Annotated in this window: 12 protein-coding genes and 1 tRNA gene; 5 read left to right on the top strand and 8 right to left on the bottom strand. The window is 59.2% G+C overall.

What is annotated here, in order from left to right; translation table 11 throughout:
- Nucleotides 1–636, bottom strand: a complete 636-nt coding sequence (locus ACNSN7_RS05470; RefSeq protein WP_418281234.1) for a DUF7310 family coiled-coil domain-containing protein — start codon at nucleotides 634–636, stop codon at nucleotides 1–3.
- A 75-nt stretch (nucleotides 637–711) separates the two neighbouring features.
- Between ACNSN7_RS05470 and ACNSN7_RS05465 the strand changes: the two genes are divergently transcribed.
- Nucleotides 712–1,791, top strand: a complete 1,080-nt coding sequence (locus ACNSN7_RS05465) for a tubulin/FtsZ family protein (protein WP_418281232.1) — start codon at nucleotides 712–714, stop codon at nucleotides 1,789–1,791.
- Nucleotides 1,792–1,826: 35 nt separating this feature from the next.
- Here ACNSN7_RS05465 and ACNSN7_RS05460 read toward each other — a convergent pair whose 3' ends face one another.
- Together ACNSN7_RS05460 and ACNSN7_RS05455 are read right to left on the bottom strand one after the other, a co-directional pair.
- Nucleotides 1,827–2,186, bottom strand: coding sequence for a DUF192 domain-containing protein (locus tag ACNSN7_RS05460; protein WP_418281231.1), 360 nt, complete (start codon nucleotides 2,184–2,186; stop codon nucleotides 1,827–1,829).
- 71 nt (nucleotides 2,187–2,257) lie between these two features.
- Nucleotides 2,258–3,763 (bottom strand): PAS domain S-box protein, encoded by a 1,506-nt coding sequence (locus tag ACNSN7_RS05455; protein WP_418281230.1) that lies wholly within the window; start codon nucleotides 3,761–3,763, stop codon nucleotides 2,258–2,260.
- A gap of 266 nt (nucleotides 3,764–4,029) precedes the next feature.
- Here ACNSN7_RS05455 and ACNSN7_RS05450 point away from each other — a divergent pair.
- The 4 genes from ACNSN7_RS05450 (at nucleotide 4,030) to ACNSN7_RS05435 (ending at nucleotide 7,484) form a co-directional block, all read left to right on the top strand.
- Nucleotides 4,030–4,102, top strand: a tRNA-Arg gene (locus ACNSN7_RS05450).
- Between the two features lie 305 nt (nucleotides 4,103–4,407).
- Nucleotides 4,408–5,139, top strand: a complete 732-nt coding sequence (locus ACNSN7_RS05445) for a hypothetical protein (protein WP_418281228.1) — start codon at nucleotides 4,408–4,410, stop codon at nucleotides 5,137–5,139.
- Between the two features lie 640 nt (nucleotides 5,140–5,779).
- Nucleotides 5,780–6,085, top strand: a complete 306-nt coding sequence (locus ACNSN7_RS05440) for a hypothetical protein (RefSeq protein WP_418281227.1) — start codon at nucleotides 5,780–5,782, stop codon at nucleotides 6,083–6,085.
- The gene (locus ACNSN7_RS05435) at nucleotides 6,078–7,484 is read left to right on the top strand and encodes a DNA methyltransferase (RefSeq protein ID WP_418281226.1); all 1,407 of its coding nucleotides are present in this window, start codon (nucleotides 6,078–6,080) and stop codon (nucleotides 7,482–7,484) included. The genes ACNSN7_RS05440 and ACNSN7_RS05435 overlap by 8 nt, the downstream gene beginning before the upstream one ends.
- Here ACNSN7_RS05435 and ACNSN7_RS05430 read toward each other — a convergent pair.
- The 5 genes from ACNSN7_RS05430 to ACNSN7_RS05410 form a co-directional block, all read right to left on the bottom strand.
- The gene (locus ACNSN7_RS05430; RefSeq protein WP_418281224.1) at nucleotides 7,471–8,967 is read right to left on the bottom strand and encodes a hypothetical protein; all 1,497 of its coding nucleotides are present in this window, start codon (nucleotides 8,965–8,967) and stop codon (nucleotides 7,471–7,473) included. The genes ACNSN7_RS05435 and ACNSN7_RS05430 overlap by 14 nt on opposite strands.
- Nucleotides 8,964–11,906: a DEAD/DEAH box helicase gene (locus tag ACNSN7_RS05425; protein WP_418281222.1), complete on the bottom strand. Its 2,943-nt coding sequence runs from the start codon at nucleotides 11,904–11,906 to the stop codon at nucleotides 8,964–8,966. The genes ACNSN7_RS05430 and ACNSN7_RS05425 overlap by 4 nt, the downstream gene beginning before the upstream one ends.
- Complete coding sequence (locus tag ACNSN7_RS05420; protein ID WP_418281221.1) at nucleotides 11,903–12,844, bottom strand: hypothetical protein; 942 nt, start codon at nucleotides 12,842–12,844, stop codon at nucleotides 11,903–11,905. The genes ACNSN7_RS05425 and ACNSN7_RS05420 overlap by 4 nt, the downstream gene beginning before the upstream one ends.
- A complete protein-coding gene (locus tag ACNSN7_RS05415; RefSeq protein ID WP_418281220.1) occupies nucleotides 12,789–13,679 on the bottom strand; it encodes a hypothetical protein in 891 nt (296 codons plus the stop codon). Before ACNSN7_RS05415 ends, ACNSN7_RS05420 begins: the two co-directional genes overlap by 56 nt.
- A 73-nt stretch (nucleotides 13,680–13,752) precedes the next feature.
- Nucleotides 13,753–14,826, bottom strand: a complete 1,074-nt coding sequence (locus ACNSN7_RS05410; RefSeq protein ID WP_418281219.1) for a hypothetical protein — start codon at nucleotides 14,824–14,826, stop codon at nucleotides 13,753–13,755.
- Nucleotides 14,827–14,859: the final 33 nt, after the last annotated feature.

The following is a 14,859-nucleotide window of genomic DNA, read 5'->3' as shown; positions in this document are numbered from 1 at the left end:
CTACAGGACCTCCCGGAGCCGTGCGATCACGTCTCGGTCGGCACCATCGCCCTTCGATGCGGAGCGATCATCCGTATCGTCGGTCCGGGAGTCCGGCGCTGGACTCTCAGAAACGCTGCCGATGGAACCCACACACAGGTCGTCGATCTCCGACTCCGTTCCGTTCGCTCGGCCGTCGGGGACCGCCGCGACAACGGCTGGATCGCCCTCCGACGTGGTGTCACGGCCACGATCGAATCCGCCGTCATCGTGCGAGTGTCCGCCGTCGCCGTCGAGCGAGTGTCCGCCGTCGCCGACGGGGGCATGTCCGCCGTCCCCCCGAGCGTCAGTGGCCGTCGCGAGTGCGAGGTCGGCACGTCGCTCGACCTCTCGGTTGACCGCACGGATCGAACCGACGTAGCCGCGGAGCGCCTGCGTCGCCGCTTCGAGTTCCTCGACCCGCGCTTCGATATCGGACAACCGATCGTCGAGCGCCTCCCGCTCCGCGGCGGCGGTCGCGTCGTCACTCAGGTCCGCGGCCGGTCGATCGTCGCCGGTCAGCGCGCGCTCGACCGCTCGAAGGCGCTCGTGGATCCGGTCGGCGTCTGTCGGCGTGTCGGTCCGGTCGGATAGGGTCTCGGAAGCGTCGTCGGACATGGAACGGGTTCCCCGCGGCATCCGACTTAAACCGTCGGGGAAAGCATATAGTAGCTCACTCACCAGAGAAGGAACATGAAGGCCGTGCTCGTCGGCGTCGGACAAGCGGGGGGAAAGCTCACGACGGCGATCGCGGAGTTCGACTCCGAGATGGGGTTCGGCGCGATCCACGACGCGCTCGCGGTCAACACGGCCGCCGCCGACCTCGATCCCCTCCCGCTCGAAACCGTTCTGATCGGACAGTCACGCGTGAGCGGTCACGGCGTCGGCGGCGACAACGAACTCGGTGCCGAGCTGATGGACGAGGACGCCGTCGAGGTGCTCGACGCGCTCGCTCCGAAGGTGACCGCGGCCGTGGAGGCGGTGTTCGTCGTCGCCGGGCTCGGTGGAGGGACCGGCTCGGGCGGCGCGCCGGTGCTCGTCCGGGAGCTGAACCGCGTGTACGACGTCCCCGTCTACGCGCTCGGCGTCCTCCCCGGTCGCGACGAGGGGACGATGTATCAGGTGAACGCGGGACGGTCCCTGAAGACGCTGGTCCGGGAGGCGGACGCGACGATACTGCTCGACAACGACGCGTGGCGGTCCTCCGGGGAGAGCGTCGAGAGCGGCTACGCCGCCATCAATCGCTCGATGGCGAAACGCGTCGGACTGCTGCTGGCCGCCGGAGAGGCGGTCGAGGGCGTCGGCGAGTCGGTCGTCGACACGAGCGAGGTGATACACACGCTCCGCGCGGGCGGGATGGCCGCGGTCGGGTACGCGTCCGCACCCGCGGCCGAGGACGCGGGCGAGAACGTGAACACGGTTATCAGCACGACGCGGAGCGCCGTGATGACCGGTCTGTCGCTGCCGACCGCCACCGACGCCGACGCCGGCCTCCTCGCGGTCGCGGGCGACCCGGACCGGATCTCTCGAAAGGGTGCGGAGAAGGCCCGTACGTGGCTCCAGGAGGAAACGGGGTCGATGCAGGTCCGCGGCGGCGACTTCCCGTTGGAGTCCGACCGGGTCGCCGCGCTCGTACTTCTGGCGGGGGTCGAGCGGTCCCAGCGCGTCGAGCGGTTCCTCGAACGTGCCAGACAGGCGGTCCGCGACGAACGCGAGGAGACGCCTGACCCCGCCGCGGCGTTCGAGAACGACGAGATCGACGACCTGATGTGACGTCGGCCGGCGTCCGAGACGGACCTGAGCGCCGCTCACTCTCGGAGTTCGACGCGGTCGCCGACGGACACGTCTGCCGCGGCACCCGCCGGAAGCTCGACGACGGTGTCGGCCGTACCGCGACCGAGACCGACGAACGGAGCCAGCCGTTTCTTGTGGGTTACTTCGGTTTCGGACACCCACAGGGCATCGATCGCGAAGGGAACGAACAGCATGTGGAGGTCCCGGGCTTTCGAGCGGTCGAACGGGAACACGAGCGCGTAGCCGTCCGGGATCGACGTCCGAAACATCAGCCCGCGCGCCTGCGCGAGCGTCGACGCCGCGACGTCGACGTCGGTCGCGAGGACGTGCTCCTGGCTCCCGCAGTCATCGAGGGGACGATGAACGAGTCGCACGTTCCCGCCGACACCGCGACGAGATAAATAGCTCTCGGGACGGTCGACACGAGCCGACCGGGAGCGCCCGTTCAGCGCGTCCCCGACGGCGACACCCACGGCTCGTCGTCGACCTCGTCGGGCGTCGGCGCACGGATCTCGAACCGGGCACCGCTCGTCTCTTCCGACCACCCGTCGTGAGCCGTGCGGGTCGTGCCGATCGACCAGCCGTGTGCGTCGACGATCTCCCGAACGATGTCCAGTCCGTAGCCCGTCCCGTCGTCCTCGGTAGTGAATCCGGGCTCGAACACGCGCTCGTCGTGTTTCGGATCGATACCCGGACCGTCATCGGCGACGAGGAACCCGCCATCGGTCGCGGCCACCGTGACGCTGACCACCGGTGTCCGATCGGTCTCGTCGGCCGCCAGCCGGTTGCCCGTCGAGCCGTGCTCGACGCTGTCATCGGGCTCTGCCCGATTGCTCGTGGAACCGTGTTCCACGCAGTTCCGAAACAGATTCTCGAGTGCCTGCCGGAGACGGCTACGGTCGGCGTAGATGCGAGCGTCCTCCCGGACGGTCAGGTCGGCGGCGGCGTCGCCGGCGGTCTCCCACGCGTCGTGTGCCACGCCTGCAAGGGTGAACTCGGTCGGGTCGTCGACGCCCGTCCCCTGCCTCGCGAGCGTCAGGAGTTCGGTGATGAGCTGGTCGATCCGATCCGCTGCGCGCCGCCCGCGGACGAGCGGTTCGGTGTCGTCTTTCAGTTCGGCCATCTCCATCGACGCGCGGACGACCGACAGCGGGTTCCGGAGGTCGTGTGAGACGATGCTCGCGAACCGATCGAGTCGCTCGTTTCGGTCGACGAGTCGCCGTTCGCGACGCTTCCGCTCGGTGACGTCTCTGGAGTTGATGACCAGGCGACCGGCGACGGCGTCGTCGGGGAGCGTCCGAGTCCGCGACTCCAACCAGACCCAGTCGCCGTCCGCGGTCCGGTATCGGAACTCCATCGATCCCGCGGCGTTCGTCTCGTCGAGCGCGCGGTAGAACCCCTCCGTGACCCGTTCGCGGTCCTTCGGATGGACGTATCCGAGCGGCGACCGACCGACCAGCGATCCCTGCTCGTAGCCGAGTACCTCCTCGACGGACGGGCTCTCGTACCGAACGCGGCCGTCGGCGTCGACGACGGTGACGATGTCCGTGCCGTACTCCAGGAACTCGCGGAACCGTTCGGGGAACGTCCGGTCGACGTCGACACAGCGGGCCGTGAGAACCCGCCCACCGAACTCGGGAGCCAAGTCCTCGTCGACGACCGACTCGACCCACGTGTATCCGCCGCTGGCGTTCCGGAACCGATGTGTCACGCGTCGGTGGCTGGCGACCGCCGACAGGGCGTCCACGATCGGTTCCCGCTCGTTGGGGTGAACGTACTCCAGCAGGTCGCTTCCGGTGAACGCGGAGCGATCGAGCCCCAGCACGTCCGGAACCGACGGCCCCGCGAACAACACCTCGCCGTCGACCGCGACCGCGAGGAGGAACCGATCCGCGTGAGAAAGGGCCGCCTCGTCGAACGGCAGCGACGGCTCGGTCGTCCGCGGGGACATGGCTTGGTAAGCGGTTCATCGCACCGGCATTAAACGCATACCTCAGAATATCAATATAGATATCCAGAACATGAAAAGAGAGTATCGAGAGTGATAGCGGCCGAAATGCAGGCATTCCAGCAGTGTACAGCTCCGCTCCGTTCGTAGTCCACGTCGCGTACCGTGAGAATCGTCGCGGGTGGCCCGCGACGGCGGAGACGCCACCCGCAGTCGAACAGCCGGGGAGTCAGAAGCATTAAACGGTCTCCCGAGAGACGACGTCGTAAGGGCGCGTAGCTCAGCGGACAGAGCACTTGGTTCCGGACCAAGATGCCGCGGGTTCAAATCCCGTCGCGCCCGTCATAGTTTCTGACGGGGTGGATCGACATGACGGCGGCCGGGTGTATATAAGGCGAACCCCCAGTGACGGGTTTGAGTTCGTCACGCAGCGTGACAGGGGTCGTCGCCTTCGTGCGGTTCGTGAAATACACATGAGGCAGTCGGGGTAAAGTCGTTTGGGTGGTTGTTGGTCCCTTCGTGTGAGTATGGTTAGAGCTGATTTTTCGAAAACGAGAGTTGACCAATGAGGATTCAGGGGTTCTGTTGGAACCTTCAGTGATTGATATATTTTACCCCGGTTACGGTCAATACAGGAGACTCATAGAATGAGGCAGATCTACATCTACTCAACTTCTGTTACAAACTCTATGCCAGATGACAGGCACCTACTGAATTATCTACTACTTCTTGAGATAAGTATTAACTTCACACGTAATATTCATCCACGTATGTACTACTGCCCAGCATGTGGTTCAGAAATCTTTGAGGAAAATGTGTTCTGTAGACACTGTGGGGCCTTCCTTGCTGAGACACTTATCAGAATGCCCCGTGATCTGAGCGAAATATCAGAAACACGCACCCAATTGCTACAGAAGGCCGATAAGGCTGAAAAAGGTATTTCCCCCGGCGTATGGGCCTTATGTGCGGCATGGAGGGTAGCAACTCGTGAGGCATTTGGTGAAGATGTCAACGGATATGTCTCTGGTACGACGATGAGCTCGTTAGCTGTGATGGTAGCTATCATCGCCGGTGGGGAAGATCCTGAAACAGTACAGGCCTACGAAAACGGGGATCCGGTCCCATGGCATGACGCAATAACGACAGACTACTCTCCCGGAGAAAAAGAGTATCTAAAAGACGCTATCGAATTTGGTGGCCAAGGAGCAGGAATTCTTCCCGTTGATCAAGAAGTAACAGATAGTATCGGACCGCTTCTCAAACTTTTCCTTCCAGCGCTTATCGTGTCTTACGATATTGACCTCACCAAAGCGTATGAAAATCACTCCGAGTTAGTCGGTCAGGGTGGAAGCAACTATTCCTATTCACGGCTTGACTAAATCGCACACATTTTGCACGCTGAGTTTGGTTGTTGATTCAATATAGAGATGGTAGGCCTACCCTCTATATCTCTAGAGAGGTCTGGATAGAGGACGTGGCGGTGCTGAATACGCGCTTTGTATCTTGCACAGGCTTCTGAAGATATACCAACATTGGTGAGTTACTGAGTGTTGGCTTTGTTAAAATCCTCAGAAAGTGACATACTCTGCCCCTATTCTAGTCAATACAACAGTTCGGCTCTATTGAAACCTTATTGGTTGACAGAAACTCCGTGCTGAATATAGAAGATGGGTGCAGCATGAGGACTTCGTTTGTTTCGATTGGTTCGTGCTAAATCAGCTGGTCAGTAGACGTACGAGATTGGTCTATTTTGTCCTATTCTCAGACCATATCAGCGTATTACCTACTTTTTTTGATGAGACTAGTCCCTTTTTTTCTATCTTCTGAAGACGCTTGTATGCGGTGTCGTGTGCACATCCAACTCGTTCTGCAATTTCGCCTGTTCCCGCCATCCCACCCTCGTTACTAATCGCTTGAAGAAAATCTTCCGTCAAATATTCACCGGTATATCGACCAGACTCTTCATCGCGGTCGGGCATTACCACCCCGTTCACAACCAGTCTGATTAGTCCTAACGGTGTGACAATCCATTATGAGAACTCCGAAAGGTATTTACCAATTAGAGTTCTAATAGAGGATACGGAAGCCCAGTCCCAGTTAGGGGTAAAGACGGTAGAGAATACCCGGGTGCTAGAGACACCCGGACTGGGGTTCCATCAGAGTGGAAAACCCATGGTAAGATCAAATCCAATCGATAAAGAGGTTGGCGATAGGACAGTAATTGAAGCAATAAAAACGACAGTCGTATTTGGGGGCCCAGTGTACGCGATAGTAAGTTTGATTCCCACCACCAATCTCGACGAGGGGTGCGAATTCTATGAGTGATGAGCCAGTTGTAACGTCGCTACTCCCGGAGCGCGAGGCTGCCTACACCAGAGAGCTCGGTGCGATGTATCAGGGTGACAGCAGCGAGCTCCTCCAGGAACTACCCGAAAACTCAATCGATCTGATCGTAACGTCGCCACCGTTTGCGCTCCAGCACGAGAAGGAGTACGGTAATGAACCACTCTCCGAGTACAACGATTGGTTCATGGAAAACTTCGCTGGAGAGGTACAGCGCGTGCTCCAACCACACGGTAGCTTCATCTTGGAGATCGGTGGCACCTTCGAACCAGGGATGCCGGAGCGATCCACCTACCAGTTTGATCTGCTGAGTCGGCTGACTGATCCTGATGATCCGGGCTTTGCGGATCGATCAGATGGACTGCATCTCTCACAAGACGTCTACTGGATGAATACGGCAAAGCTCCCGAGCCCGGTTGAGTGGGTAAACGTCCGTAAATTCCGAATCACAGACGCTGTGACGCCGATTTGGTGGCTCTCAAAAGAGATCAACAAAGAGCCGGCGCGGACGGATGAGACGATGCACAAGCTCCAGCTCGCCGAACAAGTCGCCGCTGAGGTGGCGCCGGACCCTGCCGCCGATATCGTCGAGGCGATCCTCCGTGGAGCGCCACTTAGCGAGGACGGGAAGTACTACACCAGCGAGCGAAAGGAGCTGATCGAAATCCACCTCCCTGACCTTGTGGATGAGATCCACAACCTGATTGAGGCCAGCAACAAGACCCCGTCCGTGTTCGCCCGCAAAGTGATCGCGGCCGTCAAGGCAGGCAAGGAGGTTCCGTATCCCCAGCCCAAACCGGAGGCAAACAATCAGCGCGCTCTCCGGGAGTACAGTGAGAGCCACAAAGATTTGATCGAGACGGGCGAGTACAATGAGGGCGAGCGGCCCTCGGGGTGGAACATTGGTGGGGACTTCGGCAACGACAACAATGGTGCTATTCCGAAAAACTACATCGAGGCAGCAAATACCGCGAGCAAAACCAAGTACCAGGAGTTTTGCAAGCGATACGGGTTCGAGAAACATCCGGCACGGTTCGTTCCGGATGTTCCAGAGTTCTTCATCAAATTCCTTACGCCGAATCCGCCGTATAACGACTGGGACCGCGGATCCTTTGACCGTCCGGTCGTGTTAGATATCTTCGGTGGCTCGAACATCACCGGCAGCTTAGCGCAGGAACTTGGGCGCTACTGGCTCGCGTTCGAGATGGATGAGGATTACATCCGAAACTCAGAACTTCGCTTTATGAACCAGGAAGAGGCCGAAGATCGCTTTGGCCACCGCGTTGAAGACGAAAACATCGTTGACGACGAGAACACCGTTGATGACAAGAATACGAATCTCTCCAGTTTCGACGAAGAGAATCCAGCTACGTCGAACTGAACTCGTCAAGTGACCGGTCGGTCCCAGTGTTATCTGAGTCAAGCTGGTCAGTAACTGCGGTCTCGTCTAATCGAAGCTGGCTCTGGGCGTCAATCGAGAAGCGCTCGTCGTCACCTAATGTGACGACACGGTACATCCGTTCTGCTTCTATGTTGACCTTGTTGGTGAATTGATCTGGTTCGGTGCTGAGTGCCGAGATATCGTCAAGATGCACTAACAAGACTGTCAGCGGTTCCCGCTGGACAACCTGGTTGGCTATCTGCCGCGCAGTTTGGTCGATCCCATGTCGGGAGACAAGTAGGACCGTTGACGCACCGACCGTATTGGCTTCACCGACTGCACGATGTAGTTGATTAGGGATGATCGGGCTGTCAAATGGCATCACACTGAGGTACCAGCGCTCGACTGTGTGCTGGACGCGATCAAACACGGCGGCTTCTGTGGTGCCCTCAACTCGACACCAGCCAACGAAATCAAGCCCCAACAGCGATCCGAGTTTTGCTGTGAGGACACGGCTTGCTTCTGACCGTGTGATCGTAGCGTCTTGGCCATCGATTGCGCTGCCTAGATCGCGAAAGCTGGTGCGGAGCGCAGTCATGGGAATGCCGACACGCCCTCCAACTATTTCGACAGCGGGACGAAGAACCTCACTGTCAAACGCCTCTGTCGTACGGACCGTATTTGGGGCTCCATCGGCCCGTGTCATCTCAATATAGTCTCTCTCCTCGAGCGGCTCTAACACACGCCGTGCAATGTTCGATTGTTTGATCTCAAGCTGTGAGCCTGCTTCCGCAGCGCGGCGCACACGACTGTTTGGAATCGGCTCGTCTGGATTGACGATCGCTAGCGTCCAGAGAAACGCCTGCTGCTCGGGAGTCAACTCATCGAGCGATTCCAACTCGCGGCTTTCAATGCCCGTGAGAGTGCGTATCTTCTCGTCGTTCAGTTCGTAGATGTGGATCCCGGTATTGATCACATCGGCCTTCGCGAGCCACGCGCGCATCTGTGACCAGTGATTGGATCCCTCTCGTAGTTGGATGTCATAGGTTTCTGCAAGATGAGCTCTAATATTTGCTTCCGTTGTTTGGCGTCCTAAGGCCTCTAGGTCCCGGATCGTCTCGATCACCTCGATCCCGCCCAGGTTCGTGAGGATATGCGTTGCAAAGCGATCATACAGTGCCTCTGGCTCGTCACGGAGGCTGGCCAATTCGGTACCTAATTCGGTAAACTCAAACTCCTGATCGACGATACCGTAGCCGTTCGCTGCCTGCACCGCAAACCGGACGTTTTCGGCTCGTGTTACCGGGTCAGGGCTGTCCTCGAAGAACCGTTCAGCGATGGCGTGATCAAACTGCTTTGGCTCACCGAGGTTCGCTGCAATCAGATCGAGGACGACAACGAGCTCATCGTCGTCTGTCCCTACCGCCAGCTGCCCAGGCCCGAAAGCATCACCGAACGGAAGATCGATAGAGGCATCAGTCACGCAGCATCACCCCCAAAGAGATCATCAAATTCTGGTGGGTCATCAGTGAGCTGCCCCTGAGTCGCTTCCTCATGCTTGAATGAGTCTGGACCAGCTGTTTCGCCTAGATAGACTGTTTTGTCGTCAGTTTTAGTTGTCATGTGGCCACGCTCGTTGATGTGGATCGTCCCACCGCCTTTTAGTCGGTAAACGATCTGGGCGGCAGCCTTGACTTCCTCGTTGGTGATAAAGGACCGACCCGAGCCGGTGCGTTCGAATGGACGCCCTTCTGCATCCACGCTAATCTTGTACCCGTGGGTCGGCCCCTGGTACGGATCACCCGGCTCTAGATCGGTCACGTCAGGGAACGACGGCTCGGTATACGTCTGAACTTCTGGCCGGTCACCCTCGACGAGTTCGCCCTCTAATACCGAATCCTCAACCTCCCAGTAGCGGTGTTCAACGTCTGCGTTCCCGAGCTGATCTTCCCAATCGTACTCGCGGAAGATGTTCTCATCAACGGTGTCTCGAGCGTACAGCACATATAGCTCGGACTGGCGATCCGGATTATCTCCCGTTCGGAGAATCCGGCCGAGCGTCTGGATGCGTTGGCGAACACTGCCACTTGAGACCCGGATGATGCCGGTGTCAGCATCGGGGACGTCGACGCCCTCGATCAGGGCTTTGACACTGAGCATGACGTTTGCGTGATCGTCAGCGCGGAACCATTCCATCGCAAACTCGTTCCATACCTCGCGGCGGTGTCCAGAGTGATACATCACCGGCCAGTAATCAGGCTGTGCGAACAGATCCTCGATAGCCTTGTCAACTTCTTTCAGTTCCGGGAACTCGTCGTACAGCTGTGATCGGTAGCCACTGGCGCTTTCTTTGGACACCTCACGCTCCCGCGTTTGCCCGAGCCGTTCGTACGGAGCGATCAGCTGTTTGAGCTGCTCGATACGCTCTTGGAATACGATCGCCTTCTCGTCGGGATCAATCTCCTCTAACAGGCGCAGCGTGATCGCCTGCCGGGCGACGGCATTTTGCACAAGATTCCGGCGCTGTTGGGTGAGCGTAAAGAACTGACCCACTGCTGGGTGGGGCGACTCATCCGAGTTGAGGATGGTGTGTAATTTCTGATGGAGATTGCCGTTCAGCTGGTATAGCCGGTTGGCGTACCGCGTGCGGATCTCTTTCAGTGCATCCGTGATTTCGCGGCTGAGACTTTCGTACTTTTGTCGCTCGGTGGGGGCGAGATCAAACCCGACGTAGTTGATTGTGAAACTCGGGATAAGCTCGCGTTCGATCGCCTCGCTGTACGTGAGCGTGTAGAACGGCTCGCCCAAGCGGTCAAAGAGGTCCGCCTCATCGTCGCTGGGGTCGCGTTCGCTATGTGGCTTTTCGGTTGGCGTCGCAGAGAGTCCCAGTGTCGCAGTGTGGTGATACTCTAAAACGTTCGAGTGGACGTCACCGGTGTAGTTGTGACACTCGTCGGCGACAAGCAGATGGGGAGGTGTCCCCGCGTCCTCGAGACAGGACGCGAGATAGTCGTCTTTGACGGCCGTGTTAACGATCGTCACCAGCACCTTGATGTCGTCATCAACGAACGCGTCTCGGTGGCCATCACCGGCCCAGCCGAGATCCTCAATGGGGACGTTGAGCTTCTGGGTTAGCTCGGTGAGCCACTGATACATCAGCACCTTCGTGGGAACCACGATTGTAACAACGCCGTCGTCGGTTTTGTCAAGCCATCGGCGGATGACTTCTAGCGCCATCACCGTCTTGCCAGCGCCCGTCACCACCTCCGCAATCCCCTCTTGTGGAGCAGTGTGGTCCGTCCCTGTAAACCAGGTGTCGGCCGCCTCCACTTGCCAGTCATACAACGCGAATTCGTCCGGAAATGCGTAGGAACGGTTCCCCACAAACTGCGTCAAGTCCGCACGGGTGAGTCCGCTCCCGCTTTTGACGAGCTCTTGCCGAGCCGCTTTCTGTGAGCCAGCCTCGTGGATGCGCTGGAGATCATCAGTTGAGAGCCCTCGGAGCCGGCTTTCACCAATCTTGTATTGATTGTTGATCTTCGTTCGCAGATCCCGGCGCCGCGTTTCGACATCTCGGAACTCGTCTTTCCGTTGGAGATTCGGCTCCATATTGTCGCCGTCGCGTGCGGTCGGCTTCAGATAGTGGCGGTGGAACCGACGGTACCACTGTTTGCGTTTCGACCACCCGCCCGACTCGCGGTACATGTAGTACTTCATCAACGCCCGCTTGGCGCTTTTCGGGGGGTGCTCGCCGAGGGCGCCCTCACGTTTGAGATAATTCTCGTATTTTCTGAAGAGATCTGGCTTCCGAAGACGAGTGAGCGCTTGCTCCGGATCGACAGTTTCGGGGATCTGATACCCTCCGTCGACCTCTTCGAGATACCCCAGATGACCCAAGAGTTCGGGGTAGCCACGGAGCCCTTGTTGGCTGAACTGGTAGCCGTACTCCGTCTCTAAGGTTGCTTTGATGCTGCGTGAGCTTGCCGGCTGCTCACACTCGTAAGTGATCGCATGGAGTACTCGTTCGAGCGCTTCGAACCCCTCAGGGTACTCGGCGCGGAGCACCCAGCTGCGTTTGAGTGCATTATACACGCAGTCGGCAAAAGATAGCTCACCGTCTAACCACCGCTGGCTGTCGATCCCAACCGCGAGCCGCTCGTCATCGTCCGGTCCGATATCGGTCGATTCGCGGATGAACCCGGAGCGTGCCAAGTCACTGATGATGTGGCGCGTCCACGAGTCGCTGAGTGTATCGTCATGGGTCCTTTCGATCGCCGCTTGGCACGGCTGGACGAACTCCGATCGCGTCGGGGGCGCTGGCTGCTCAGCAAGCGTCGTGAGAATCGTCTTGTAGCGGGCCTGTTCGTTCGGCAATCCCGGAATCGGGGGCGGGAAGCGCCGAACCAATAGCTCACCAGTCATTGCGGCTCCCCCTGGGCGAGCTGCACGTAGTAGTTTTTGTCCGTAATGACGGGTGAGGGGACATTGCCCGTATCGTACTGGCTAATGTGGCCGAGATACAACGGAATGTTGCCCGCCTGTGGATCTCCGCCACCCGTCGCTCGCAGCCGCTCAACAAGCAGGTTTGCGAGCCGATTCCTCTCCTGTTGCTTGGCCGTTTGAAGCCACTCGCGTAACATATCCTGCAGGTCGGCCCTCTCAGCAGCTTCAGCTCGCGGCAGTTCCATCCAAATATGGCCGTACTCGTTAACTCGGAGTCGACCACCAGTTGCGCGGAACGATGCGTACGTTTTCGTCAGATCTGTGTGGGTGTACGCCGACGGGAACCGGAACTGATCGGGATTGTTGATCCGCCACTGCAGATCGCCGTTGACGTTGACTGACCACCGCTCGCCGTGATTAAACGGAAGCCCTTCCCAGACACACGGCGGCTCAAGCTCCGACTCGGCGGGATCGTTGGTCAGCCAGTCGAAGGCGATCGTCCCAGCGAGCTTGCCGAGATATACGGGGATCCACCCCTCGCTGACTAACGCCTCGTCGGCGTGTGGGTACTCATCCGCGTGGACTTTCGTCAAAACGTCGCGGTTGGCTGTGACACGGATCGTACCTGTCGCGTCACCAGCAGATTTCCCCACCCGCTGAAGCTGGTTCACAAGCCCTTCCGGCAGCGACCCCTCAATATCGAGGTCTTTGTACCGCAACAACAGTGTCGGCTCCCCATTCCGCTCGACAATGCTGTAGGTGGAGCCGCGGTAGACGCCTGGCCACGGCTTCCCCGGCTCGATCGAGACGATTCGGTTGCCGATCGTGCGGACGTTCGTGGGAACGCTGTTCAAGCGCGCCTTAGACATCATCAGCCGTCTGTTCGACGGTGTCGGTTGCCCACTCTTCTGGGTCATCGTCGTACGCCGACTCGGATTCAGTCTCGTCGATCCCGTCGGCGGCCGACGCAGTCGGCCCCAAATTGTCGATCCAGTCTTCGATATCGTCCCACGCGCTGTCGTCAAGCTCGTCGGTCAGGCTCCGCGGCTCCTCAATCTCAACGCGGTTGTCGACGATCGAGCCGACGTAGACGGGGAGCATCTCTAGCCCCCGGTCGTTGCGCAGCTGGATGATATTCTGGACAACTCGCGGCAGCTCGGCAAACTGTGCTTTGACGGCGCCTGGATCGGGGATTGCACTGATCAGTGTGATAACATCTCCCCATGGCGTAACACGGAACGAGCCCCCCTGTCGTTTGTGGGCCAGAATCGCCTGCACGATCTCGTCTGGAATCCCGCTTGAGACTTGGTGGCGGCGTTTCGTCTCCGGGTTGTGCCACCAGATGCGGTCGGTGCTCGACAGCGAAAACCGTGTGCCGTCATAGACGGAGGGCCACAGCTCGCCGCGGTCGATGTCGGTGGGGTGGAGCTCAATTGCGTACTCCGGTTCGCCATCCGGCTGCAGCGTCTGTGACTCCGTGAGCTGGTCTATGTAAACCTGATCGTAGCCAGTCCCGTTCGTCTGCTCAACCTTCGCGATGACATCGTTTTGCTCGGTGACGCGGATCCGGCCGCCCTGCGGTTTCACGTCGAGGATCGCCTCAACGAGGGTGGCGGGTGGATCTGAAAGGAACAAGCGCTGTTCACCGTTGTATTGTTGCCACCACACCTCCCCATCGGCATCGACATGGAGGGTGAGCCCCCGGTAGTGTTCCTCCCACGCGTCGCCACGCGAGGCGGTGGTGTCGCTCATGCGGATCGCCCCGTCGTCGCTCGGGCGTGGTGTGTCGTGTGCTGTGCGGTTGTGACGTCGGATGTTGTCGGTGTCATTGGGTTGTCTTCGTGTTGATTGTGATGTGGTCGGACCGATACGATGCGAGTGGGCGGGCCGTGTTGTACGCGCCGCGGCGCTGACCGCGTTCAAGCGCGCCGACTACGACCATGCGACTGATCGTACCCGCGGTGTGCGAGCGGATCTGGTTATCGCTGGGGTCGTCACTAAACTGGTCAGTCCCCTCGAGGAACGATCGGAACCGATCCATTGCGCCCGTATACGTTCCCTCGTGGTGCTCTAGCGTCGAATAAATGTACTCCATGAACTCGTACTCAAGCCCGAGGTTCGCACGGAGGTGCGCGACAAGGTACTCACGTTCATCGGTCGCAAGGGAAGGAGTGTCACTCGACGGACCTGTCGAGAGCACCGGATTCGTGAGCGCGGCAAACGTGCGGCCAGCGTCCGTCAGTGCGATTCGGCTTGTGTTGCTCGCGTCAGTATGTATTGACACAAAGCCGAGATCGTGTCCAAAGCCGGATGGCTCCCCCTTTTCGGGCTTATAGCGGCCGACGTAGTGGTGGAGATACCGCCGCATGGTGCGATCTGGATCGCTTGCGTCGCGGTTCGGGAAGCCCGTCGAGAAGCGATCTTGCTTGCTTACGTCGTTGGCCTCCTCCCACTCAACGAGTGCGTCGCGGATCGGGATCACTGCCTCCGACATGTGCTCGCGAAATTTATCGAGGGCGACGGGGCCACCAGTTGCCGCCGTTTCAGCGGCCAGCTCCAAGATGACGACCTTGAGCGGCAGAAACCGGTAGTACTGAGAGAACAACAGCAACCCGTCCCGATCTGTGGGGTGTGGATCGCGTGTCGGGACCGTATCAGGAATGGTGTATCCCCACTCGTAGCTGTCGCCTAGCGAGGCTGTCACTTGTGTGTCCCGTGTCTCCTCGTGGCTTTCGTCCTCAGCAGACGTGGCAGACGCGTCGGCGGCGTCGACCTCCATGGCGAGTTGGTTGTCAGCGCCGACCCGCAGGAACTGCTCGACGCTCTCGTACTCGCCGTCTGCGACGAGAGATTTAATGCGCTCGTAGGTTGGGGGATCGAGATTGACGACGATCTTCATATGGTGTTGTGTATGGGGGTGAGTGTAATCACG

Source organism: Halorubrum rarum, assembly GCF_048380895.1.
Classification (GTDB): Archaea; Halobacteriota; Halobacteria; order Halobacteriales; family Haloferacaceae; genus Halorubrum.
The sequence above is the reverse complement of the archived record's forward strand: the minus strand, read 5'-3'. Positions and strand labels throughout refer to the sequence as shown.

What these genes read in the sequence shown, in the direction of transcription:
- ACNSN7_RS05470 (WP_418281234.1), bottom strand. Translation starts at nt 636, where the DNA reads ATGTCCGACGACGCTTCCGAGACCCTATCCGACCGGACCGACACGCCG.
- ACNSN7_RS05415 (WP_418281220.1), bottom strand. Translation starts at nt 13,679, where the DNA reads ATGAGCGACACCACCGCCTCGCGTGGCGACGCGTGGGAGGAACACTAC.
- ACNSN7_RS05455 (WP_418281230.1), bottom strand. Translation starts at nt 3,763, where the DNA reads ATGTCCCCGCGGACGACCGAGCCGTCGCTGCCGTTCGACGAGGCGGCC.
- ACNSN7_RS05435 (WP_418281226.1), top strand. Translation starts at nt 6,078, where the DNA reads ATGAGTGATGAGCCAGTTGTAACGTCGCTACTCCCGGAGCGCGAGGCT.
- ACNSN7_RS05465 (WP_418281232.1), top strand. Translation starts at nt 712, where the DNA reads ATGAAGGCCGTGCTCGTCGGCGTCGGACAAGCGGGGGGAAAGCTCACG.
- ACNSN7_RS05410 (WP_418281219.1), bottom strand. Translation starts at nt 14,826, where the DNA reads ATGAAGATCGTCGTCAATCTCGATCCCCCAACCTACGAGCGCATTAAA.
- ACNSN7_RS05425 (WP_418281222.1), bottom strand. Translation starts at nt 11,906, where the DNA reads ATGACTGGTGAGCTATTGGTTCGGCGCTTCCCGCCCCCGATTCCGGGA.
- ACNSN7_RS05420 (WP_418281221.1), bottom strand. Translation starts at nt 12,844, where the DNA reads ATGACCCAGAAGAGTGGGCAACCGACACCGTCGAACAGACGGCTGATG.
- ACNSN7_RS05445 (WP_418281228.1), top strand. Translation starts at nt 4,408, where the DNA reads ATGAGGCAGATCTACATCTACTCAACTTCTGTTACAAACTCTATGCCA.